The sequence below is a fragment of the Streptomyces sp. NPDC055103 genome, from assembly GCF_053607625.1.
Window position 1 is genome coordinate 92,797 of record NZ_JBSGTX010000019.1, and the last position, 23,112, is coordinate 115,908.

Here is a 23,112-nt window from a genome sequence, read left to right on the forward strand (position 1 = left end):
GTCCTGTGGGATCAGGAGGTGCACGGATGGCAGCGAGCGGCACACCGCGTGGCGGCCCCCCACTCACCGAGGCGGAGGCGGAGGACCTGCTGCGCGGCATCTGTTTCAAGACGGGTCCGCCCCGCACGGTGGGGGCCGAGCTGGAGTGGTTCGTCCATGATCTGCGCGACCCCCGGCTGCCCGTACGGCCGCCGAGGCTGGCCGCCGCGCTCGACACCGTACGGTCCCTGCCGCTGGTCTCGGCGCTCACCTTCGAACCGGGCGGTCAGCTGGAGCTCAGTTCGCGTCCGGCCGGGTCGCTCATGGAGTGCCTCGACTCGCTCGCCGCCGATCTCCGCGCGGTACGGGCGGCGCTCGGCCCCCTCGGACTCACCCTGAGCGGTTACGGGGTGGACCCCTGGCACGCGCCGCGCGGCCGGGTGCTCCACGAGCCGCGGTACGAGGCCATGGAGATCGCGCTCGACCGCACAGGACCGGCCGGGCGGGCGATGATGTGCGACTCGGCCTCCGTGCAGGTCTGCCTGGACGCCGGGCTCGACGAGCCGGGTCCGCTCGGCTACCACCGGCGCTGGCGGCTGGCCCATCTGCTCGGTGCGGTGCTCGTGGCCGTCTTCGCCAACTCCCCGCAGCACGGCGGCCGTCGGACCGGCTGGCGCTCGACGCGGCAGGCGCTGTGGACGGATCTCGACCCGTTCCGCGCCCTCGCGCCCCGGCCGGACGGGCAGCCCCGCGAGGAGTGGACCGCGCACGTCCTGGACACCCCGGTGATGTGCGTGCGGGCCGACGAGGGCCCGTGGGAGGTGCCGGAGGGGCTGACCTTCCGCGCGTGGCTGCGCACCGGGCTCCCCCGGCCGGCCGACCTCGACGACCTGCGCTACCACGTGACGACGCTCTTTCCGCCGGTCCGGCCGCGCGGCCATCTGGAGCTGCGGATGATCGACGCGCAGCCCGGCCCGGACGGCTGGATGGTGCCGGTGGCCGTGACGACGGCCGTCTTCGAGGACCCGGTGGCGGCCGAGGCCGTCTACCGGGCGGTCGAACCCCTCGCGGAGCAGGCCGGTGCGGGCCCGGCGCCACGCAACCCGTTGTGGCTCGCGGCGGCGCACGACGGCCTCGCCGATCCCGGACTGCACGCCGCCGCCCGGGCGGTCTTCTCGGCCGCACGGGAGGCACTGCCCCGGATCGGGGCGAGCGAGGAGGTGTGCCGGGCCGTCGCCGCCTTCCAGGAGCGGTACGTGATTCCCGGGGGCTGCCCGGCCGACGAGCTTCAGGTGGTGACGTCATGACCGGGACCGACCGGAGTGCCGGGATCGATCCCGAGGTGCTGCGCGCGCGGGCCGTGGACGCCCTGACCGTCGCGCGGGAGCGCACGGCCCTCCTCACCTCCTGCGTCGACGACGCCGAACTGACCGCCCAGCACTCCCCCTTGATGTCACCGCTGGTCTGGGACCTGGCGCACATCGGCAACCAGGAGGAGCAGTGGCTGTGGCGGGCCGTCGCGGGGCGGGACGCGCTGCGCCCGGAGATCGACTCCCTCTACGACGCCTTCGAGCACCCTCGCGCCTCCCGTCCCTCCCTGCCGCTGCTCCCGCCGGGCGAGGCCCGCGCCTACGCGGCGGACGTCCGGCTGCGGATCCTCGACGTGCTGGAGAGCGCTCCGCTGGAGGGGCGGCCGCTGCTCGACGACGGCTTCGCCTTCGGCATGATCGCCCAGCACGAACAGCAGCACGACGAGACGATGCTGATCACCCATCAGCTGCGCCGCGGAACGGCGGCGCTGACCGCACCCCCGCCGCCGGCCCTGCCGTCCGGCCCCCTCCCCCCCGAAGTCCTCGTCCCCGGCGGCCCGTTCACCATGGGCACCTCGGAGGAGCCGTGGGCCCTGGACAACGAGCGACCGGCGCACGCCCGGGTCGTGCCGGCCTTCTTCGTCGACACCACCCCCGTCACGAACGGCGCCTATCTGGCCTTCATGGCGGACGGCGGGTACACGGACCGGCGCTGGTGGCGGCCCGAGGGCTGGGCGCAGATCCGGGAGCACGGCATCGGGGCGCCGCTGTTCTGGCGCCGGGACGCCGGGCAGTGGCTGCGCCGCCGCTTCGGGGTCACCGAGCCCGTACCCCTGGACGAGCCCGTCCTGCATGTGAGCTGGTACGAGGCGGACGCCTACGCGCGCTGGGCAGGACGCCGGCTCCCCACGGAGGCCGAGTGGGAGAAGGCAGCCCGGTACGACCCGGTCTCGGGGCGCTCGCGGCGCTATCCGTGGGGCGACGCCGAGCCCGGTCCCGAGCACGCGAACCTCGGGCAGCGGCATCTGCGGCCGGCGGCCGCGGGCAGCTACCCGGAGGGCGCTTCGCCGCTCGGGGTACGGCAGTTGATCGGTGACGTGTGGGAGTGGACGGCGAGCGACTTCCTGCCGTACCCGGGCTTCACGGCCTTCCCGTACAAGGAGTACTCGGAGGTCTTCTTCGGGCCTGAGCACAAGGTGCTGCGCGGCGGCTCGTTCGCGGTCGACCCCGTCGCCTGCCGGGGCACCTTCCGCAACTGGGACCTGCCCGTGCGGCGCCAGATCTTCTCCGGCTTCCGCACGGCGCGGACCGCGGAGTTCGCCTGATGTGCCGTCACCTCGCCTACGTGGGCGAGCAGGTGGCGCTGGGCGAGCTGGTCGTCCGGCCGGATCACGCGCTGCTGCGGCAGGCGTGGGAACCGCGTACGCAGAGCAGCGGTGTGGTGAACGCCGACGGTTTCGGGGTGGGCTGGTACGCCGAGGACGATCCGGTGCCCGCGCGGTACCGGCGCGCGGGACCGATCTGGGGCGACCTGTCCTTCGCGGACCTCGCCCGGGTGGTCCGTACCCGGGCCCTGCTCGCGGCGGTGCGGGGCGCCACGCTGCCCGGCGCCGACGGGGAGGCGGCGGCGGCTCCGTTCACCGCGGGCCCCTGGCTGTTCAGCCACAACGGCGTGGTCACGGGCTGGCCCGGCTCCCTGGCCGCCACGGCCGGTGTGCTTCCGGCCGACGCGCTGCTGCGCCTGGAGGCGCGCACCGACTCGGCGCTGCTGTGGGCGCTCGTCCTGCACCGGCTGCGGGCCGGGGACGCGCCGGGGACCGCCCTCGCCGACACCGTGCGGGAGGTCGCCGCGGTGGCGCCCGGCTCCTCGCTGAACCTGCTGCTCACCGACGGCACCGCCATCGCGGCGACGACCTGGGGGAACAGCCACTGGTACCTGACGGGCCCCGACCGCGTGGTCGTGGCCTCCGAACCGTACGACGACGATCCGCGGTGGCGCGAGGTCCCCGAGCACACGCTCGTGACCGCCGACCGCGGCGACGTCACCCTCACCCCGCTCAAGGAGCCGTCCGCGTGAGCCCGTTCCAGCTGACCCGTACCCTCGCCCCCGACGCGACGGGCGCCGATCTGCGCGCCGACGTCCTCCAGGGGCTGACCCGCTCCCCCAAGGCGCTGCCGCCGAAGTGGTTCTACGACGCCCGGGGCAGCGAGCTGTTCGAGGAGATCACCCGGCTGCCCGAGTACTACCCGACGCGGGCGGAGCGGGAGATCCTGATCGCGCGGGCTCCGGAGATCGCCGCCGCGACCGGGGCCAGGACCCTGGTCGAGCTGGGCTCCGGCTCCTCGGAGAAGACCCGGTTCCTGATCGACGCGCTCCTGCCGGGGCTCGACAGCTACGTGCCCGTCGACGTGAGCGAGTCGGCGCTGACCGGGGCGGCCGAGTCGCTGCTCGCCGACCGGCCCGAGCTGCGGGTGCACGCCCTGGTCGCCGACTTCACCCGGGGGCTCGCGCTCCCGGGGACGCCCGGTCCGCGGCTTGTGGCGTTCCTCGGGGGCACGATCGGCAATCTGCTCCCCACCGAGCGGCGGACCTTCCTGCGCTCGGTGCGGGCGATGCTCACCCCGGGTGACGCCCTGCTGCTGGGCACCGATCTGGTGAAGGACGAGGAGACGCTCGTCGCCGCGTACGACGACGCGGCCGGGGTGACGGCGGCGTTCAACAAGAACGTGCTGTCCGTGATCGACCGCGAACTCGGCGCCGACGCGGATCCGGACGCCTTCGACCACGTGGCGCTCTGGGACCGGGACCGCGAGTGGATCGAGATGCGGCTGCGCGCCCGGCACGCGCTCACGGTGAAGATCCCGGATCTGGATCTCGTGGTGCCCTTCGCGGCGGGCGAGGAGGTGCGGACGGAGGTGTCGGCGAAGTTCCGTCAGGCGGGGGTACGGGACGAGCTGGCGGAGGCGGGGCTCGATCTGTCGCGCTGGTGGACGGACGACGAGGGCAGGTTCGCGCTGTCCCTGGCGACGGTCCGCTGAGCGACGAGCCGCGGAGCGGAGTCGTGCGGAGCAGAGTCGTGCGGAGCGGAGTCGTGCGGAGCAGAGTCGTGCGGAGCGGAGTCGTGCGGAGCAGAGTCCGGTGGAGCGGAGTCGTGCGGAGCTACGGCTCGCTGAGCCGCGGCGGCCAGGGCCCTGCGGTCCTGATACCGCCCGCCGGGTATCGGATCCAGTAGCCGTACGTCGGCGGTGACTCCGCGGGTGGCGACGAGCCGCCACAGCGAGGTGCCCAGCGGGTCGTCCCCCACGTAGGCGGCGGCGCCGGTGGGCCGGTAGTCGATCCGTACGGGCTGGACGTCCGCGCCGCCGTCCAGGGCGGCCTGGAACGCGGCCGGCCGGAAGCGGCCCCCGGCCCGTCCGCACCAGGTCGACCCCTCGGGGAAGACGATCACCCGGCCGCCGGCGGCGAGCACCGCGGCCATGGCTCGTACGGTGCCGGGCAGGGCCCTGAGCCGGTCCCGGTCGACGAAGAGGGTTCCGCCGAGGGCGGCGAGCGTGCCGAGGACCGGCCAGCGCCGGACCTCCGACTTGGCGACCATCCGGCCGGGGAGGACGGCCGCGAGGAGCGGGATGTCCAGCCAGGAGACGTGGTTGGCGACGACGAGGAGCGGCCCCGCCGCCGGGGCGGCGGCCCCCTCGAACCGGACGCGCACGCCGAAGGCGCGGACCACGGCCCGTACCCAGTACCGGACGAGGGCGAGCCGCGCCGGCGCCGGCAGGAGTCCGGTGGCCGGCGCGCACAGGACGCCCAGGAGGACCGCGCCGATCCCGGCGACCAGCCGCACCGCGGCCAGGGCGGGGCCGGCCGCGAGCGTCCCGCGGCCGGTGCCCGGATCCGGATGGGCGTCGCAGCGGCCCGGGGTGCAGGGTGCCGTGGGGAGCCACGGCGAGGGTGCCGTGGTCCCGTTCACTCGCCCGGGGTGAGCGACAGGAAGTGGTTGAGGTAGCGCGGGTTGGTGCGGCGCAGGGACAGCAGGACGTAGAGGTCGGCGACGCCGAAGTCGGGGTCGTGGGCGGGGGCGCCGCAGACCCAGGCCCCGAGGCGGAGGTATCCGCGCAGCAGGGGCGGGAGTTCGGTGCGTCCTTCGGGGCGGGCGACGCCGTCCGCGTTCCACAGCTTGTGCGGGGTGACCCAGTACTCCTCGGGGGCGAGGTGCTTGGCCCTGACGGTGTCCCAGGTGGAGGCGGCGAGGGTGCCGCCGTCGGCGAGGGGGATCGAACAGCAGCCGGCGAGCCAGTTGTGGCCGGTCCGGGTCATGTAGCGGGCGAGGCCGGCCCAGATGAGGGAGATGACGGCGCCGTTGCGGTGAGCGGGGTGGACGCAGGAGCGGCCGACCTCCACGAGGTCGTGGCGGACGGGGGCGAGCCGGGTGAGGTCGAACTCGCTCTCGGAGTAGAGGCGTCCGGCGACGGCGGCCCGCTCGGGCGGCAGGATCCGGTAGGTGCCGACGACCTCGCCGGTGGCCTCGTCCCGGACGAGCAGGTGGTCGCAGTACGCGTCGAAGGCGTCGGAGTCGAGGCCGGGCTCGGGGCCGTCGAGCCGGGCGCCGAGCTCCCCGGCGAAGACCTGGTGACGCAGCCGCTGGGCGGCCCGTACGTCCTCCTGGTCGCGGGCGAGACCGACCACGTAGCGAGGCGTGGCCGCCTCGGGCCGGGACTGGCTCAGGGGCCGGCCCTGGGGCTGGGCGGGGATGGCGCCGGTCCCGACGGGAACAGTCTGTGCCCCCGCGGGGACGGCGAGCGTGGGCGACGGTGCGGTCATGTCGGGCTCCTCCGGCGGGACGGAAGGGGAAGGGGCGGGACCGGGCCGCGTGAGCGGTGGCCCGGCTCCTTACTTCTTCCGTCACCGGCTGGATTCGACATGACCGTCCGGGGGCTCGCGGATGTGCGAACGCTGAATGCTGTTCGATGCCCGCCGTTCGGTGCCTGCTGTTCGGTGCTGTCGTTCGTGTCTGCTGTTCGTGCCTGCTGTTCGGCGCCTGCTACTCGGCCAGCGTGTCCGTGATCTCGGCCGAGGCCTTCTCGGCGGCCTCCACCGGGTCCTCGCCCTGCAGCACGGCCGTCATGTACGGCTTGATGGGGTTGTCGGCCTCGACGTTCGCCCACTGCGGGGAGTTGGGGGTGGCCCGGCCGCGTACGGCCGCCGCCGCCATGACGGCGGTCGCCTCCTGGCCCGAGACGACGGACGCGAGCCCCTTCTTGTTGGGCACGTACCCCATGGTGCGGGCGAGTTCGGTCTGCCACTTCTCGCCGGCGAGTGCCTTGACGACATCGAGGGCGGCGCCGCGCTCGGGCGCGTTCTCCGGGATGATGAGGTCGGAGCCGCCGGTGAAGACGGCGCAGGGCTCACCGGCCTTCTTGCCGGGCATCGCGAAGTAGCCGAGCTTGTCCTTGAGGCCCGGGTTGGCCTTGAGGATCGGGGCCACGGCGCTGGTCGTGGCGATGATCTGGGCGACGTCGCCCTTGGCGAAGACGTCGGCCTGCGGCGGGTTCTGCTCGTCGGCGTTCTTGGGGCCGGTGCCGAGGGACTGGAGTTCCTTGTAGAAGGCCATGCCGCGCAGGGCCGCCGGGCCGGCGAGGGCGCCGGTCCACTCGCCGCCCTTGTCGACGGCGAGTTCGCCGCCCTCGTCCCAGATGAAGCCGGAGAGCGTGTACCAGTCCTGGCCGGCGAGGTAGATGCCCTGGGAGCCCCCGCGGTTGAGCTTCTCGGTGTCGGCGAGCCACTCGGCGCGGGTGGCCGGCGGCTTGTCTATGCCGGCGTCGCGGAACAGGTCCTTGTTGTAGATCACGATGCGGTTGGCCGCGTACCAGGGGATGCCGTACTGGGACCCGCCGATGCTGCCGGGCTGGGCGAGACCGGGCAGCCAGTCCTCGCTGCCGAGGTCGCGGACGGACTCCAGGGTGAGGTCGAAGAGCTTCTCGGTGTCGGCGTACTGGGCGACCTGGGTGTTGCCGACCTCGATCACGTCCGGCCCGCCGGGGCCCTTGATGGCCTCGGTGACCTTCTTTCCGATGCCCGTCCAGTCCTGGATGGTGATCTTGAGCTCGACGCCGTCGTGCTCCTCCTCGTACGCCTCGGTGAACCGCGTGAGGAAGTCCTCGCTGGCGCTGTCCCGCATGAGCCAGATGTTGACGGTCTTCGTCTGGCTCCCGCCTGGCAGCATCCCGCACCCGGCGAGGGCGAGCGCGGTGGCGGCCGCCAGGGGGCAGGCGAGATGGCGATTCTTCACGTAGGTCACCTTCTGCGGTTCAGCACAGGTTCGTGCGGCATAGGGGAAAGACCCGACGTGGGGGGAACGAACGGGGTGTTCGCGCGGGTATGTGGCCTGGATTCTGGTCTGGACCAACGAGGTGGTCAAGTCCTTGACCACCTCGTTACGACCCGTGGACGACGGAACCGGAGCTCATGGAGGACGGATCCGGAGCTCGTGGACGACCGGATCCGGAGCCCGTGGACGACCTGAACCGGAGCCCGTGGACGACCTGAACCGGAGTCTTACCTTCGGTAAGCGACCGCCGTTCGTACGGACGCCGTCCTGTCGCGCGGCAACCCGGCCTGGGGCACGGTGGAGGGACGCACCGAGAGGAGTTCGGCCCCCATGTCGAATCACACCTACCGCGTCACCGAGATCGTCGGGACCTCCACCGAAGGCGTCGACTCGGCCATCCGCAACGGCATCAAGCGCGCCTCCCAGACCCTGCGCGCCCTCGACTGGTTCGAGGTCACGCAGGTCCGGGGCCATATCGTCGACGGCGCCATCGAGCACTACCAGGTCGGCCTCAAGGTCGGCTTCCGCCTGGAGGACGAGGACTGACGCCCGGGCCGGTCAGGTCCGGCCCTCCTTCTCCTGGGCCTCCGTCAGCACCTCCGACGGAGCCGCCCAACGGGCCCGTAGGACGCGGAACCCGGCCGCCTCCGCCGCGTCGCAGACCAGCGCGTCGTCGTCGACGAGCATCCTGATCTCGCGGTCGGCGGCGAGCCGCCGCAGGACCTCCACCTTGGTCACGCGGGCCGGTCGGAAGTCCCGGTCGCCCCGCATGTGGATCCGGCCCTCCGGCAGCCCCTGCGCGGCCATCCAGGCCACGGTGGACCGCCGGCAGCGCTCCGGCCGCCCGGTCAGATAGAGCACCTCGCACTCCTCGGCCGCCTTCCGGCACAGCTCGACGCCCTCCGTCAGCGGCGGATCGTCGGGCGCCGCCGCGAAGAAGCCGCGCCAGTCCTTGGGCCGTCGCTCCAGGAAGTGCTGGCGATGGGCGGTCGCGGAGAGGGTGTTGTCCAGATCGAAGACGGCCAGCGGCCGGGTGTCGCGTGTCACGGGCCCAGCGTAGGAGCCGTTACGCGCCGGCGCCGCGGCCTTTCCCGTCGAGACGCCTGCCCGCGAAGTGATGTCCGCGCGCGGCGGGTCGCGGGTCCCACCGAAGCACAAGGGGGACTGTTCACCCATGTCGCCAAGGACGCACACCCCAGAAGGCTCGAGCACGGCGCGGCTGGTTCTGCTGACGCTCGCGGCCGGTCAGTTCCCGATGGCGCTCGACAGCTCCGTCATGAAGTCCTCGCCCTGCTCGTGGGAGCGGTGGTCCTCATGGCCGCGCTCGACGCCGAGGCCGGCGCGGAGATCGTCACCGTCCCGCTGCTGATCGGGTTCGGCATGGGCGCACTCGCCTCCCAGCTGGGATCCGTCACCGTGTCCGCGGTGCCGGAGGAACAGAGCGCGGACGTCGGAGGCGTCCAGAACGCCGGCACCAACCTCGGCGCCTCGTTCGGCACGGCACTCGCCGGGTCGCTCATGATCGCCGCGCTCACGACCTCGTTCCTCACCAGCATCGAGCAGAATCCCGCGGTCCCCGCCGAGGTCAAGAGCCAGGCGACCGTGGAACTGCAGAGCGGGTCCCTGTTCTTCACGCAGCGGATCCCCACCACCCAGCCCCGCTCGACGCAGTCATCGCCGTAGCGCAGGGTCACAGCCGGATGACGACCAGCGCCGTGTCGTCGGTGTTTCCGGTGGGCGGGAGGAGATCGGCCAGGAGGGCGTCGGCCAGGACCTCGGGGCCGGCGCGCCTGTGGCGGACGAGGGAGTCGGCGAGACGGGCCAGGCCGGTGTCGATGTCCTCGTCACGGCGTTCGATCAGGCCGTCGGTGTACAGGACCAGGGTGGCGCCCTCTTCGAAGTCCGTACGGGCCTCCGGCCGCGGGACGTGCTCGGGCCGCGCACCGAGGGGCGGATCGGTCGCCCGGTCGAGGAAGGTCACGGTGCCGTCCGGGTGGAGCACGGCGGGCGGTGGATGGCCCGCGCTGCTGTAGGTGAGCGTGTGGGTGCCCCAGTCGACGAAGGTCTTCACCACGGTGGTCGATTCGGCACCTTCGACATGGCGGGCATACAGGTCGAGGGCCTCCACGGCCCGGGCCGGGCCGTCGGCCACACGGGCGGCCGCGCTCAGCGCGCTGCGCAGTTGCCCCATGACACAGGCCGCTTCCAGGCCGTGGCCGACGACGTCGCCGACGGCGACGGCGATGCGGTCGCCGGGCAGGTCGACGAGGTCGTACCAGTCGCCGCACACGTTGAGGTTGCCGACGGCGGGCCGGTAGCGGACGGCTGCCCGGTGGTGCCCGACCGGCGTCGGGGCGGGCAGCATCGCCGCTTGCAGGGCCAGGGCGACCTCGCGGTCGCGTGCTTGGGCCTTCCGTAGGCGTTCGTTGACTTCCTGCAGTTCACGGGAGCGGGTGTAGAGCTCCGCCTCCAGCACTCGGGCACCGCTGCTGTCGCTGTCCGTGCCGCCGCGGGCATGGATGAGCGCGGTGACCTCCTCCACCCGGTGCACGATCAGCACGACCCGCCCGTCCGGATCCAGCACAGGTGCGTTGACCGGGCTCCAGAAGCGCTCCACCCAGTGGCCGGGCCTCTCGGGATCCTCGATGTCGTAGCGCAGCAGCGCCATCGTGTCGCGCGCACCGGCGGCCACCACGCGCAGCATCGACGCCTGGGTCTCCCGCATGCCGGCCGCGGTCGGTTCGTTGGGGTTCTCGGGGAAGACGTCGAAGATGTAGCGGCCCAGCAACTGCTCGCGGGTGCGCCCGGCCAGCTGGAGGAAGTCGTCGTTGGCATCGGCGTACACGAGGTCGGGAGTCAGCAGGGCCACCATGCCCGGCAGAGCGTGGAAGACCGCCGCGTAGTCGATCTGCGATTCGCTCATGGCGGGTAGGCGTTCATGGAAGACTCCCTCGCCCGATGGGTACGGCACGTGCGGCGCCGTCCGTCTCGCGGCCCCGGGTCAGGCCGCCGGCGGTTCCTCCGCCGGCAGTCGACCGGCACGCACCGCGTCGACCAGGGCTCGGTGGTCTCGTTCGTTCTGGTCGGCGTAGGCCTCCGCGAACGTGACGAGGGCCCGGTCGAACGCGTCTCCGCTGCCCAGATAGGCGGCGATGGCGATGCGGTCCCCGGATCGCGCGTGCGCACGGGCCAGCGTTTCGCCGCACAGTCCGCCGAACGCCCGCATCGCCTTCGGGTGCATCGTCTCCGGCATGGCGATGCCCTTCCAGTCGCGGAGTTGGCGGACGTAGAAGTCACGCCGCCTGCCGTCGATGCCGTCCACCCGTTCCCAGCCGAGGAAGATGTCGCTCGTGGCCTGCATCAACCGCTGGCCCGAGACCACGCGTTCGCCCTGGTTGCGGTAGGCGCTGGCGCCGAGGTGTGCGGCGAGTACGGAGGTGTCCGCCTCCTTGGCCTGGAGGAAGAGCGGGTCCTGGTCGTCCCGGCCGAGGAGCAGGAAGATCCAGCAGCGGGTCCCGACACTGCCGACGCCGACGACCTTCCGCGCGACGTCCGCCAGGCGGTAGTCCTCCAGGAGCGTTCGCCGGTCCGACGGCAGTGTGCGGCCGTACCGTGTGATCAGCTTGCGGAACTGGCGTTCGAGAGCGGCGCGTTGGACGTCGGGCAGCAGGTCGCCGGCCGGGACGAGCAGCGGGGGATCGGCCGCGATCACGGGCCGGCCGTCGACCGTCTCGGTGAGCTTGTCGAAAGCCTGCAGGCTGTCCCGGGTGCGAGCCTTGGCGATGGCACGGGCCAGGTTCCGCTGACCGCGCTTGTGGAGCCGGTCCGAGGCCAGGTCCTCCAGGCGGGCCGCGTCGATGTTCGCGTACCAGACGTCGATGGTGCGCATGGCGGCGAAGCGGGCCATCGCCTCGCGGTACGAACGGACTGCGGAGCTCACGATGTCGGCACGTTCGGCGTCGTCGAAGTCGTTCGCCCGAGCCGCGATCACGAGACTCGCCGCCAGCCGCTTGACGTCCCACTCCCAGGGACCGGGAAGCGTCTCGTCGAAGTCGTTGATGTCGAACATCAACTGTCGCTCCGGTGAGGCGAGCAGACGGAAGTTCAGCAGGTGAGCGTCCCCGCACAGTTGGACCGTGAGTCCCGAGCGCGGGGTGCCGGCCAGGTCGGAGGCCATGATCGCGGCGGCGCCCCGGTAGAAACGGAACGGGGACTCCGTCATCCGGCTGTAGCGGATCGGGACGAGTTCGGGCACGCGTGTCGCCGACTGTGCCTCCAGGATCGACAGGGGGTCGGCCCTCTCGGGAAACGGCGTGTACGCGGCGTGGCCCGACCGCGGAGAGCGTTGCCGGGCCTCCTTGCCGAGAGCTGTGCGTTCCTCTGGCGTGGCATGGGGTGCCGCGCGCATCGCCGTGGTCGCGTTCCGGGGCATCGAAGACCCTCCAGTCCGGCCTTGCGGCCGACGCCATGTCTGTCACGGGGCCGGATCTGGTCCGATCGTCAGTCGGCCGTGTGCGACCAGCTGGAGCACAGGGCCCAGATGATGAACACGTCGATCGCCACGAGGGTGATCGACCACCACGGCTGGTACGGCAGCCAGAGGAAGTTGGCGATCATGCTGAGGCCGGCCACGCCGATACCGACCACCCTCGCCCAGTTCGCACCGGTGAACAGGCCCACTCCGGTGAGCACGACGAGGATTCCGAGGATGAGGTGGATCCAGCCCCAGGACGTCAGGTCGAACTCGAAGACGTAGTTGCCGACGCGTGCGTACACGTCGTCCTCGGCGATGGCCGCGATGCCCTGGAGGATGGCCATGACGCCCGACACGGACAACAGCACAGCGGCGAACACCGTGCCTCCGCCCGCAACGCCTCTACCGCCTCCGGAACGTGGCGTGGTGCCGGGGTTCCGCTGCCCTCCGGTCGGAGTCTGCTGAGTCATGGCAGTCACCTCGCAACTCTCGCCCCGGTCCCCAGCATCCGCCGGCAGTTGATCTGCTAGCGCTTCCTGGGAATCCGGGGTTGAAGCGCCTTCGTTCGAGTGCCACGGCCGCCTGGCCGTCGTACTCGCAGAGCGGGGCGGTCCCGGCCCTCGCCCGCGGCTGCCGTGCAGACCCCAGCGGCGCAACCTGGAGCACGGAAGTCGTCACCCATTCTACCGGCGACCCGCACGGACGACCTGCTGTCCCGACGGCGGAGCCCTCCGAGCGGGATCGCCGGCAGGCCCTACGGCCGGTCCGATCCCGATCCGCCGGACAGAGCCCGGGACGACCGACGGCGCCGGGCGCGGCGCCGGTACCAGCACGCGCCGACGGCGGTGGACCCCACGGCCAGGACGATGCCGAGGACCGGCCAGCTGCTGCCGGCGATGCGCACGCCGGTCAGGAAGGTCACGGCTGCCACGACGAGCGGCACGAGGAGCGAGAGGAGCGTGCGGAGTCCGGCCCCCGCGGCTTCCGGTGTGGGCCGGGCGGCCGAGCGGTGCCGGGCGGCCTCGCTGTCGCCGAAGTAGTAGGCCAGGACACGGTCCGCCATGCGGGCGTCGGCGCGCCGGTAGGACATCGCCATGTACGGGAGCCAGACGAGGGGGGCGACCATTCCGACCAGGATGACCACGCCGAGGATCACCCACCGCCAGGCGCGGGCGGCCACCCGGCGTACGTGCCCGCCCTGGCCCTGGCTCTCGTCGCCCGGCACGATCAGGCCGAGCAGGCGGGCCATGCGCAGGGTGACCCCCCACAGGGCCACCCATCGCCTCCGGCGGGTCGGCGCGTCGGCGGGGGGTCCGGCCCTGGCGAGGGCCTCCCGCGCCTGCCGGGTGTCCTCGTACACGCCTTGGAGGACGAGGAGTTCAGCCGCGCGGGCGCCCGCCGTGGGGTCGCGCCCGTCGAGGGCGGCCAGTTCCAGGACGGTACGCGCCTGAGCCAGGAGCGCCCCGCAGAACGCGAGGGGAATGAGCACCACGAACGGGCCCCCCACGACGGATCCCTCCGACACCACCCTCCGTCGGCCGCGGGCGACCACGCGGGCCTGGAGCTCGGCCTCGCCGGCGTCGGGGAGCTCCCGTCGAAGCCGGGCGATCGACGCGGGCACGGACGGTCCCCTCCGGCGGACGGCGAAGCCGGCGAGGATTTCGGGGAGGTGCCCGGGATCGGCCACGATCAGCGCGAGCAGCGAGCGTTCCGGAGAGGTCTCCTCATGGGGACTCACCTCGTTCGGGATCTCCGGGTTCGCCACAGATCGTGTGTATCACGAAACACCCGCACCGGCGGCTCGCGCGTGGAGTCGGCCTGCCCCCGCCGGTCACCACCGCCCCGACCGGGGCAAACAGGGCTCAGTGGATAATATCGACCCATGCATGACAGCCCCCACGATCCGTACGTCCGTGTCCGCGGCGCCCGCGAGCACAATCTCGCGGGGGTCGACGTCGACATCCCGCGCGACGCGCTCGTCGCCTTCACCGGGGTCTCCGGTTCGGGCAAGTCGTCGCTCGCCTTCGGGACGATCTACGCGGAGGCGCAGCGCCGCTACTTCGAATCGGTCGCGCCGTACGCACGGCGGCTGATCCACCAGGTGGGGGCGCCGGCGGTCGGCGAGATCAGCGGGCTGCCCCCGGCGGTCTCCCTGGAGCAGCGCCGGTCCTCGCCGAACGCCCGCTCCTCGGTCGGTACGGTGACCACGCTCTCGAACTCGCTGCGGATGCTGTTCTCGCGGGCGGGCCGCTACCCGGAGGGCGCGGCGCGCCTCGACTCCGACGCCTTCTCCCCCAACACGGCGGCGGGTGCGTGTCCTTCGTGTCACGGCATCGGCCGGATCCACGAGACGAGCGAGGAACTCCTCGTCCCGGACCGGAGCCTGTCGATCCGTCAGGGGGCGATCGCCGCCTGGCCGGGTGCCTGGCAGGGGAAGAACCTACGGGACGTCCTGGACACCCTCGGGTACGACGTCGACCGGCCGTGGCGCGAGCTGGCCGCGAAGGACCGGGAGTGGATCCTCTTCACCGAGGAGCAGCCGGTCGTCACCGTGCATCCGGTGCGGGAGGCGGATCGCATCCAACGCCCTTACCAGGGGACGTACATGAGTGCGCGGCGGTACGTCCTGCGGACGTTCTCGGACTCGAAGAGCACGACGCTGCGGGCGAAGGCCGAGCGGTTCCTGACGAGTGCGCCGTGTCCGGTGTGCGGCGGCAGCCGGCTGCGCCCGGAGGCGCTCGCGGTCACCTTCGCGGGGCGGACGATCGCCGAGCTGGCCGCCCTTCCGCTGACGGTGCTGGCCGGGCTCCTGTCGGCGACGCCGGCGGACGGCGCGGAGACGGATACCGAGGAGACCGGCACCGAGGAGACCGCTCGCATCCTCACCGGGGACCTCGTCGCCCGGATCGCCACCGTCACCGAACTCGGCCTCGGCTACCTCAGCCTGGACCGCGCCACGCCCACGCTCTCCAGCGGCGAGCTGCAGCGGCTGCGGCTCGCCACCCAGCTGCGCTCGGGGCTCTTCGGTGTCGTGTATGTGCTCGACGAGCCGTCCGCCGGTCTGCACCCGGCCGACACCGAGGCCCTGCTCGTGGTCCTCGACCGACTCAAGGCCGCCGGGAACTCGCTGTTCGTCGTCGAGCACCATCTCGACGTCGTGCGGCACGCCGACTGGATCGTCGACGTCGGGCCGCACGGCGGGCGGGTCCTGCACAGTGGTCCGCCGCGGGAGCTGGCGGCCGTCGAGGCGTCCGCGACGCGGCGTTTCCTCTTCGACCGGCAACCGGCGCCGGCGCGGACGGTGCGCGCCCCGGCGGGCTGGCTGCGGACGGGTCCGGTGACCCGGCACAATCTGCGGGCGGTCGACGCGGCCTTCCCGGTCGGCGTCCTCACCGCCGTCACGGGTGTGTCGGGTTCCGGCAAGTCGACGCTGGTCGGCGCCCTGACCGAGGAACTCTCCGGGGTGGGGCGGCTGGTGATGGTGGATCAGCGCCCGATCGGCCGGACTCCGCGCTCCAACCTCGCCACGTACACAGGTCTGTTCGACGTCGTGCGGAAGCTGTTCACCGAGACGGAGGAGGCGAAGGCGCGTGGCTACAAGGCGGGCCGCTTCTCCTTCAACGTCCCTGGCGGGCGCTGCGAGACATGCCAGGGCGAGGGCTTCGTCTCAGTGGAGCTCCTCTTCCTCCCGAGCACGTACGCGCCGTGCCCCGACTGCCACGGCGCCCGGTACAACCCCGAGACGCTCCAGGTGCGGCTGCGGGGGCTCACCATCGCCGAAGTCCTGGACCTCACCGTCGAGTCGGCGGCGGAGTTCTTCGCCGACACCCCGGCGGCGGCCCGGAGCCTGCGCACCCTCCTGGACGTCGGCCTCGGCTACCTCCGGCTCGGGCAGCCGGCGACCGAGCTCTCCGGCGGCGAGGCGCAGCGCATCAAGCTCGCCTCCGAGCTCCAGCGCCCCCGCCGCTCCTCCACGCTGTACGTGCTCGACGAGCCGACGACGGGGCTGCACCCGGCGGACGTCGAGGTCCTGATGCGCCAGCTCCACGGCCTCGTGGACGCGGGTCACTCCGTGATCGTCGTCGAGCACGACATGGACGTGGTCGCCACCGCCGACTGGGTCCTCGACCTGGGCCCCGGCGGCGGCGACGAGGGCGGCCGGGTGGTGGCGGCGGGCCCGCCGGCCGAGGTGGCCGCCTCCCCGGCGAGCCGAACGGCCCCGTACCTGGCCCGGGCACTCGGCGACTGACCGGGTACGCTCTCCCGCACATCGGGACGGGGGCGGGGAAACGTGGCGCTGGGGGACAACGATCCACACGAGATCGGCGGTTACGCACTGCTCGACCGGCTGGGCGCGGGAGGCATGGGCACCGTCTACCTCGCGCGGGCCGAGTCGGGTCGGCCGGTAGCGCTCAAGATCGTCCACGAGCAGTTCGCCGCGGACCCGGAGTTCCGCACGCGATTCCGCCAGGAGATACGGGCGGCCCGCCGCGTCAGTGGAGCGTTCACCGCGCCGGTGGTGGACGCGGACCCGGACGCCCCGCGGCCGTGGATGGCGACGACGTACGTCCCCGGATGGACGCTCCGCTCCCGAGTCGATGCCCAGGGCCCGCTGTCCGGGGCAGAGTTGCGCGTCCTCGCGGTGGGCCTGGTCGAGGCCCTGCGGGACATGCACCAGGTGCGGGTGATCCACCGCGACCTCAAGCCCGACAACGTCCTGCTGACGGAGGACGGCCCTCGCGTCATCGACTTCGGCATCTCCCGGGCGGCCGACCACCAGACCCTGACGGTCACGGGCCGCATCCTCGGCACGCCCCCGTTCATGTCCCCTGAGCAGTTGGAGACCCCGCACCGGGTGACCCCGGCGTCGGACGTCTTCTCGCTGGGCGCGGTCCTCGTCTACGCGACGACGGGCCGGGGCCCGTTCGACGCGGGCAGCCCGTACATGACGGCGTACAACGTCGTCCACGAACCGCCGGAGGTGGCGGAACTCTCGGGCACGGTCCGGGAGATCGTCCAGTGGTGCCTCGCGAAGGAACCGGGGGAACGCCCGGACCCCGACGACCTGCTGTCGGCGTTCCGAGAAGCCCCGGAGGAGGAGTGGGGCGCGCGCCCGGCCGCGCCGACGGCCCCCTCGACGCTCGCCGTCGCCTCCACCGCACCCGCCGCACGGTCCCGGCCCCGCCGCGGTCCGGTCCTCGTGGCCCTGGCGACCGCGGTCGCCCTCCTCGCGGGGACGGGCGCGTACGTGTGGTGGCCGGACGGCACGGCTGGGGGAGCCACGCCGAAGGCCGACGGGCCGTCCGTCACGCCCTCGACGTCTCGCTCCCCTCAGGCGGGGAGTCAGGCCGGGAGCGTGCCCGAAGCCTCAGTGCTGGCGGCGGACACGGCGTACACCCCGGTGTACGGGGGCGATCCGGGCACCACCCACGCCTACGCCGACTCCCCCGCGCGGCGCCCTACGGGCTGGCGGGCGTGGAACCACGCGGCCGGCCTGGGGGCGTGTGTGTTCGTCGACGCGTCCCTGGTCTGCGTCGCCCCGCACGAGGTGGACGCGAAGGCACGGCTCGTCCGGGTCGACGCCGCCACGGGACGCACGATGTGGTCGGTCCCGGTGGTCGTCCACGAGAACGGCACGCCCGCGGTCGTCGGCGGGACGATCGCCGTCTCCTCTCCTGGTGGGCTGCGGGCCTTCGCGCTCGCCGACGGCCGAGCGCTGTGGGCCCTCGCGGGGGAGGACACCATCGGCCGGGTCACGTCGGCCGGGGGGAACTTCTACGGGACGACGTTCGAGGGAACGGTGGTTTCGCTCGCCGCCGCCACCGGAGAGGTGCGCTGGCGACGGCCGCGTGTGGTCGAGGGGATCGGGTACCCCCGGGTGCGGATCTCGGGAGACCGTGTCCACGCCCTCACCATGTCGGGCGGGGGTACGGAGGCCGGGCACGTCGTGAGCCTGCGGGCCTCCGACGGATCGACCGCGACGACGACGGCCTTGGAAAAGCCTTGCGAGCCTCGGGATCTGACGGTTCTACCGCTTCGCGGTACGGAAGGACCTTTCTTCTTCTGCCGGTTGGCGGAGAGCCACGGTCTGCTTCTCCAGAGGTCCGGTGCGAAGCATCCTGATCTGGACGTGCCGAACGGCATCTCCACGGTCACCTTCTCGGATCGGGGCATGTACGGCGTGATCACGGCCCAGCGCCCGGACCACTCGTTCGCGCAGCTCGACGACGGCGGCGGCGGAGGCCCCCTCTGGCAGCTTCCGTTGGGGCTGGCCTGCGGGGCGGAGAACCCGCCGCCGGTCGTGACGGGGCAGCGGGCCTATGTGATCTGCGGTGCCGCCGGCGTCGTGATCGACCTCACCCGACACGCCCTGGCCGCCCGTTTCGTGCTGCCCGCGGGGGCTCGCGAGACGGGCACCGGGGACGCCGGGGTCCTCGTGGCGGGCGGGGTCCTCTTCGTCCAGACCGAGAGGGGCTGGGTGTCCCTCGACCCGTACGCCACCCCCGTCTGACGAGTCTCCCCCTACCCCTTCACCTTCCTCCGCGCCCGCAGCCACTCCTTGTTCATCGCCGCGATCGACGGCAGCGGGATCCCCTTCGGGCAGGCGGTCGCGCACTCGCCGGTCAGTGTGCAGCCGCCGAAGCCCTCCGCGTCCATCCGGGCCACCATGTCGAGGACCCTGGTCTCGCGTTCCGGGGAGCCCTGCGGGAGGACGTTCAGGTGGTTGATCTTCGCCGAGGTGAAGAGCATCGCCGAGCCGTTGGGGCAGGCCGCCACGCAGGCTCCGCAGCCGATGCACTCCGCGTGTTCGAAGGCCGCGTCGGCGTCGGCCTTCGGGACGGGGGTCGCGTGGGCCTCGGGGGCCGAGCCCGTGGGGGCGCTGATGTAGCCGCCCGACTGGATGACGCGGTCGAAGGCGGAGCGGTCGACCACCAGGTCCTTGACGACGGGGAAGGCCGCCGCGCGCCAGGGTTCGATGTCGATCGTGTCGCCGTCACGGAAGGAGCGCATGTGGAGCTGGCAGGTGGTGGTGCGCTCGGGGCCGTGGGCGTCGCCGTTGATGACGAGGCTGCACGCGCCGCAGATGCCCTCGCGGCAGTCGTGGTCGAAGGCGACGGGGTCCTCGCCCCGCAGGATGAGCGTTTCGTTGAGCGTGTCGAGCATCTCCAGGAACGACATGTCGGCGGAGATGCCGTCGACGTCGTAGGTGGACATGGCGCCGGGGGCGTCGGCGTTCCGCTGGCGCCAGACGCGCAGGGTGAGCCTCATGCGTAGCTCCGCTGGGTGGGGTGGACGTACTCGAAGGTGAGGTCTTCCTTGTGGAGGACGGGCGAGGTGCCCGGCTCCCTGAACTCCCAGGCCGCCGCGTACGCGAACTCCTCGTCGTGCCGGGCCGCTTCGCCGTCCGGCGTCTGGGACTCCTCGCGGAAGTGGCCGCCGCAGGACTCCGCCCGGTGGAGCGCGTCGAGGCACATGAGCTCGGCGAGTTCCAGGTAGTCGACGACGCGGTTGGCCTTCTCCAGGGACTGGTTGAACTCCTGGCCCGTGCCGGGGACCTTGATCCGGCGCCAGAACTCCTCCCGGATCAGGGGGATCCGCGCGAGGGCCTTGCGCAGGCCCTCCTCCGTGCGGGCCATGCCGCAGAACTCCCACATGAGTTCGCCCAGTTCGCGGTGGAAGGAGTCGGGGGTGCGGTCGCCGTCGACGGAGAGGAGGAGGTGGAGCCGGTCCTCGGTCTCGGCGAGGACGTCCCGTACCGCCGGGTGGTCGTCGGTGACCGGTTCGGCGTGCGGGTGGCGGGCCAGGTAGTCGTTGATGGTGGCCGGGAGGACGAAGTAGCCGTCGGCGAGGCCCTGCATGAGGGCGGAGGCGCCGAGCCGGTTGGCCCCGTGGTCGGAGAAGTTGGCCTCGCCGATCGCGAAGAGGCCGGGGACGGTGGTCTGGAGGTCGTAGTCGACCCAGAGTCCGCCCATCGTGTAGTGCACGGCGGGGTAGATCCGCATGGGCACCTCGTACGGGTTCTCGGCGGTGATCCGCTCGTACATCTCGAAGAGGTTGCCGTACTTCTCCTCGACGGCCTTTCGGCCCAGGCGCCGGATCGCGTCGGCGAAGTCGAGGTAGACGCCCTGGCCGCCGGGGCCGACGCCGCGGCCCTCGTCGCAGACGTTCTTCGCGGCGCGGGAGGCGATGTCGCGGGGGACGAGGTTGCCGAAGGAGGGGTAGATCCGCTCCAGGTAGTAGTCGCGCTCGTCCTCGGGGATGTCGGCGGCTGGGCGCGTGTCGCCCTTCGCCTTCGGGACCCAGATGCGGCCGTCGTTGCGCAGCGACTCGCTCATCAGGGTCAGCTTGGACTGGTGGTCGCCGGTGCGCGGGATGCAGGTGGGGTGGATCTGGGTGAAGCAGGGGTTGGCGAAGTACGCGCCGCGCCGGTGGGCCCGCCACACGGCGGTGGCGTTGGAGTTCATCGCGTTGGTGGAGAGGTAGAAGACGTTGCCGTAGCCGCCGGTGGCGAGGACCACGGCGTCCGCGTAGTGGGTGGAGATCTCGCCCGTGATCAGGTCTCGGGCGACGATGCCCCGTGCCCGGCCGTCGACGACGATCAGGTCGAGCATCTCCGTACGGGCGTGCATCTCGACGGCGCCGGCGGCGATCTGCCGGGACAGCGCCTGGTAGGCGCCGAGCAGCAGCTGCTGGCCCGTCTGGCCGCGGGCGTAGAAGGTGCGGGAGACCTGGACGCCGCCGAAGGAGCGGGTGTCGAGGAGTCCGCCGTACTCGCGGGCGAAGGGCACGCCCTGGGCGACGCACTGGTCGATGATCTCGACGGAGATCTGCGCGAGGCGGTGGACGTTGGACTCGCGGGCCCGGAAGTCGCCGCCCTTCACGGTGTCGTAGAAGAGGCGGTGCACGGAGTCGCCGTCGTTGCGGTAGTTCTTGGCGGCGTTGATGCCGCCCTGCGCGGCGATCGAGTGGGCGCGGCGCGGGGAGTCCTGGAAACAGAACTGGACGACCTGGTAGCCCTGTTCGGCGAGGGTCGCACCGGCGGAGCCGCCGGCGAGGCCGGTGCCGACGACGATGATCCGGTGCTTGCGGCGGTTGGCGGGGTTGACCAGCCTGGCCTCGAAGCGGCGGGTGTCCCAGCGTTCGGCGATGGGTCCTGCCGGGGCGGCGGTGTCGGCGATCGGCTCGCCCTCGCGGTAGTCGACGAAGGTCATTCAGCTCACCACTCCGGTCATGACGGCGACGGGTACGGAGACGAAGCCCGCGGTCAGGACGAGCGCGAGAGTGTCGGCGACCGCCCTGAGGAGGCGCTCGCGGCGGGCGTTGCCGACGCCCAGGGTCTGGGCGGCGCTCCAGAAGCCGTGGCGGACGTGGAGGCCGACGGCGAGCATGGCGACGACGTAGATGACGTTGCCGTACCAGGTGGAGAAGGTGTCGACGACGTTCTGGTAGGGCTTGCCCTCCTCGAAGCCACCTGGGTGGACGGTGCCGGTGGTGAGGTCGAGGACGTGCCAGACGATGAAGAGGGCGAGGATGATCCCGCCCCAGCGCATGGTGCGGGTCGCGTAGGAGGAGCCCTTGCGGCGGTGGACGTACGCGGTGGGGCGGGCCTTCACGTCGCGGCGACTGAGCTGGTACGCGCAGACGGCGTGGGCCACGACGGCGGCGAGGAGCACGATCCGGACGAGCCAGAGGGCCCACTCGTGGTGCAGGACGGGGGCGCCCATGACCCGCAGCCAGCGGCCGTAGGCGTTGAACTCCTCGGGGCCGAAGAAGACCTTCAGGTTGCCGGCGACATGGGCGACGAGATAGCCGAGCATGAGCAGCCCGCTGACGGCCATGACCGTCTTCTTGCCGAGGGTCGATGACAGGAATCCGCGTGACGGTGTGGGGGACGGCGGGCGGTCCGCCGTCCGGTCCCTCGTGGGTGCCAGAGCCATGTCCACGACGCTAGAGCCGAAGGGTCTGAGAGGTCCAAGACATGGTCCGGCTGATCTCGATAGGCGTCTCCTATTCATTTCCCCTACGCTGGGGACATGCAGTTCCAGCAGCTCCTCTATTTCGTCGCCGTGGCCGAGACCCGTCACTTCACGCGGGCCGCCGAGCGCGTCCACGTCTCGCAGCCCTCGCTCTCCCAGCAGATCAAGGCCCTGGAACAGGAGTTGGGCGCGGAGCTGTTCAGCCGGGCCCGGGGCAACATCGCGCTGACCGACGCGGGCGAGGCGCTGCTGCCGCTCGCCCGCCGGATCCTCGCCGACACGGAGACGGCCCGCCTTGAGGTGCAGGAGCTCGCGCAGCTCAAGCGGGGCCGGGTGCGGCTCGGCGCGACGCCGAGCCTCTGCACGGGACTGCTCCCGGACGTGCTGCGCGCCTTCCACGACCTGCACCCGGGGATCGAGCTCCTCATCGAGGAGGGCGGCTCGCACGACCTCGTACGGGAGCTGGCACGCGGGGCGCTCGACCTCGCGCTCGTGGTGCTGCCGCTGCCGAGCCCGTCACCGGCCCTGACCACGGTGGAGCTGCTCCGGGAGGACCTCGTGGTCGTCTCCTCCGCCGCGGCGCCGGCGCCGGGACGCCCGGTCCGCATCAAGGATCTGCGGGACCAGCCGCTCGTGATGTTCCGGCACGGGTACGACCTGCGGGAACTGACCGTGGCGGCCTGTCGGGCGGAGGGTTTCGAGCCGACGTTCACGGTCGAGGGCGGGGAGCTGGACGCGGTGCTCGGTTTCGTCCGGGCGGGGCTCGGGCTCGCGGTCGTCCCGGCGATGGTGGCGGCGCGGGCGGGCCGCGACCTGCGGGTGACGGCGCTCGCCCGGCCGGGCCTGCGCCGGACGATCGCCCTGGCCCACCGCAGCGACGTGGCACCACCCAGGGCGGCCCGGGAGCTCCAGCGGCTGCTCATGACCTCCCGCCGGAGCGCGTGACGCGCCCTAGATGAATGAGTCCGATGTCTTCAGTGGTCGTAGGCGATCAGGGAGCGTTTGACTGCGGCGCCGGTGGTCCAGTTGTGCCAGATGCCGGCGGC

General features: G+C 72.4%; 19 protein-coding genes and 1 pseudogene. 9 read left to right on the forward strand and 11 right to left on the reverse strand.

Annotated elements, in window-relative coordinates; all coding sequences use genetic code 11:
• Positions 1-26: 26 nt before the first annotated feature.
• The 4 genes from egtA to egtD are packed head-to-tail and all read left to right on the forward strand — an operon-like array spanning position 27 to position 4,328.
• Positions 27-1,286 (forward strand): ergothioneine biosynthesis glutamate--cysteine ligase EgtA, encoded by a 1,260-nt coding sequence (egtA, locus tag ACWFR1_RS14965; RefSeq protein WP_453550784.1) that lies wholly within the window; start codon positions 27-29, stop codon positions 1,284-1,286.
• Entirely contained in the window at positions 1,283-2,614 is a 1,332-nt protein-coding gene (gene egtB / locus ACWFR1_RS14970) for an ergothioneine biosynthesis protein EgtB (protein WP_453550786.1), read from the forward strand. Before egtA ends, egtB begins: the two co-directional genes overlap by 4 nt.
• Positions 2,614-3,366, forward strand: a complete 753-nt coding sequence (gene egtC / locus ACWFR1_RS14975) for an ergothioneine biosynthesis protein EgtC (RefSeq protein ID WP_453550788.1) — start codon at positions 2,614-2,616, stop codon at positions 3,364-3,366. Before egtB ends, egtC begins: the two co-directional genes overlap by 1 nt.
• Positions 3,363-4,328, forward strand: coding sequence for an L-histidine N(alpha)-methyltransferase (gene egtD, locus ACWFR1_RS14980; protein WP_453550790.1), 966 nt, complete (start codon positions 3,363-3,365; stop codon positions 4,326-4,328). The genes egtC and egtD overlap by 4 nt, the downstream gene beginning before the upstream one ends.
• On the opposite strand, the gene ACWFR1_RS14985 is transcribed toward egtD, so the two are convergent.
• From ACWFR1_RS14985 to ACWFR1_RS14995, 3 genes are all read right to left on the reverse strand, one after another.
• Positions 4,223-5,257 carry a lysophospholipid acyltransferase family protein gene (locus ACWFR1_RS14985; protein ID WP_453550793.1) on the reverse strand — a complete coding sequence of 345 codons (1,035 nt, stop codon included), beginning with the start codon at positions 5,255-5,257 and terminating at the stop codon, positions 4,223-4,225. The two genes, egtD and ACWFR1_RS14985, sit on opposite strands and share 106 nt — an antisense overlap.
• A complete protein-coding gene (locus ACWFR1_RS14990; protein ID WP_453550796.1) occupies positions 5,254-6,108 on the reverse strand; it encodes a GNAT family N-acetyltransferase in 855 nt (284 codons plus the stop codon). Before ACWFR1_RS14990 ends, ACWFR1_RS14985 begins: the two co-directional genes overlap by 4 nt.
• 220 nt (positions 6,109-6,328) lie before the next feature.
• On the reverse strand, positions 6,329-7,576 hold the full coding sequence (locus ACWFR1_RS14995) for an extracellular solute-binding protein (protein ID WP_453550799.1): 1,248 nt from the start codon (positions 7,574-7,576) through the stop codon (positions 6,329-6,331).
• 369 nt (positions 7,577-7,945) lie between these two features.
• Here ACWFR1_RS14995 and ACWFR1_RS15000 point away from each other — a divergent pair, with 369 nt between their 5' ends.
• Positions 7,946-8,161: a dodecin gene (locus tag ACWFR1_RS15000; protein WP_453550801.1), complete on the forward strand. Its 216-nt coding sequence runs from the start codon at positions 7,946-7,948 to the stop codon at positions 8,159-8,161.
• 12 nt (positions 8,162-8,173) lie between these two features.
• On the opposite strand, the gene ACWFR1_RS15005 is transcribed toward ACWFR1_RS15000, so the two are convergent.
• Positions 8,174-8,662, reverse strand: a complete 489-nt coding sequence (locus tag ACWFR1_RS15005; RefSeq protein WP_453550803.1) for a phosphatase domain-containing protein — start codon at positions 8,660-8,662, stop codon at positions 8,174-8,176.
• 231 nt (positions 8,663-8,893) lie between these two features.
• On the opposite strand from ACWFR1_RS15005, the pseudogene ACWFR1_RS15010 reads away from it, so the two are divergent.
• A pseudogene (locus ACWFR1_RS15010) lies at positions 8,894-9,298 on the forward strand (MFS transporter); the annotation flags it as partial.
• Positions 9,299-9,305: 7 nt separating this feature from the next.
• Here ACWFR1_RS15010 and ACWFR1_RS15015 read toward each other — a convergent pair.
• The 4 genes from ACWFR1_RS15015 to ACWFR1_RS15030 all read right to left on the reverse strand — a co-directional run bounded on the left by ACWFR1_RS15015 (position 9,306) and on the right by ACWFR1_RS15030 (position 13,854).
• On the reverse strand, positions 9,306-10,538 hold the full coding sequence (locus tag ACWFR1_RS15015; protein ID WP_453550806.1) for a PP2C family protein-serine/threonine phosphatase: 1,233 nt from the start codon (positions 10,536-10,538) through the stop codon (positions 9,306-9,308).
• 78 nt (positions 10,539-10,616) lie between these two features.
• Positions 10,617-12,047, reverse strand: a complete 1,431-nt coding sequence (locus ACWFR1_RS15020; RefSeq protein WP_453550808.1) for a DUF2252 domain-containing protein — start codon at positions 12,045-12,047, stop codon at positions 10,617-10,619.
• Between the two features lie 68 nt (positions 12,048-12,115).
• Positions 12,116-12,559: a DUF7144 family membrane protein gene (locus tag ACWFR1_RS15025; RefSeq protein ID WP_453550810.1), complete on the reverse strand. Its 444-nt coding sequence runs from the start codon at positions 12,557-12,559 to the stop codon at positions 12,116-12,118.
• A 284-nt stretch (positions 12,560-12,843) separates the two neighbouring features.
• On the reverse strand, positions 12,844-13,854 hold the full coding sequence (locus tag ACWFR1_RS15030; RefSeq protein ID WP_453550813.1) for a hypothetical protein: 1,011 nt from the start codon (positions 13,852-13,854) through the stop codon (positions 12,844-12,846).
• Positions 13,855-13,971: 117 nt separating this feature from the next.
• Between ACWFR1_RS15030 and ACWFR1_RS15035 the strand changes: the two genes are divergently transcribed.
• Both ACWFR1_RS15035 and ACWFR1_RS15040 read left to right on the forward strand, forming a co-directional pair.
• Complete coding sequence (locus ACWFR1_RS15035; RefSeq protein ID WP_453550814.1) at positions 13,972-16,338, forward strand: ATP-binding cassette domain-containing protein; 2,367 nt, start codon at positions 13,972-13,974, stop codon at positions 16,336-16,338.
• 42 nt (positions 16,339-16,380) lie between these two features.
• Positions 16,381-18,600: a protein kinase domain-containing protein gene (locus ACWFR1_RS15040; RefSeq protein WP_453550817.1), complete on the forward strand. Its 2,220-nt coding sequence runs from the start codon at positions 16,381-16,383 to the stop codon at positions 18,598-18,600.
• 11 nt (positions 18,601-18,611) lie between these two features.
• On the opposite strand, the gene ACWFR1_RS15045 is transcribed toward ACWFR1_RS15040, so the two are convergent.
• Genes ACWFR1_RS15045 through ACWFR1_RS15055 form a run of 3 tightly spaced genes read right to left on the reverse strand, consistent with a single transcriptional unit; the run spans position 18,612 to position 22,027 of the window.
• Positions 18,612-19,358, reverse strand: coding sequence for a succinate dehydrogenase/fumarate reductase iron-sulfur subunit (locus tag ACWFR1_RS15045; protein WP_453550819.1), 747 nt, complete (start codon positions 19,356-19,358; stop codon positions 18,612-18,614).
• Positions 19,355-21,301 carry a fumarate reductase/succinate dehydrogenase flavoprotein subunit gene (locus ACWFR1_RS15050; protein WP_453550821.1) on the reverse strand — a complete coding sequence of 649 codons (1,947 nt, stop codon included), beginning with the start codon at positions 21,299-21,301 and terminating at the stop codon, positions 19,355-19,357. The genes ACWFR1_RS15045 and ACWFR1_RS15050 overlap by 4 nt, the downstream gene beginning before the upstream one ends.
• Complete coding sequence (locus tag ACWFR1_RS15055) at positions 21,302-22,027, reverse strand: succinate dehydrogenase (RefSeq protein WP_453550823.1); 726 nt, start codon at positions 22,025-22,027, stop codon at positions 21,302-21,304.
• Positions 22,028-22,123: 96 nt separating this feature from the next.
• Here ACWFR1_RS15055 and ACWFR1_RS15060 point away from each other — a divergent pair, with 96 nt between their 5' ends.
• Positions 22,124-23,011, forward strand: coding sequence for a LysR family transcriptional regulator (locus ACWFR1_RS15060; protein ID WP_453550825.1), 888 nt, complete (start codon positions 22,124-22,126; stop codon positions 23,009-23,011).
• The last annotated feature ends 101 nt before the right edge of the window (positions 23,012-23,112 follow it).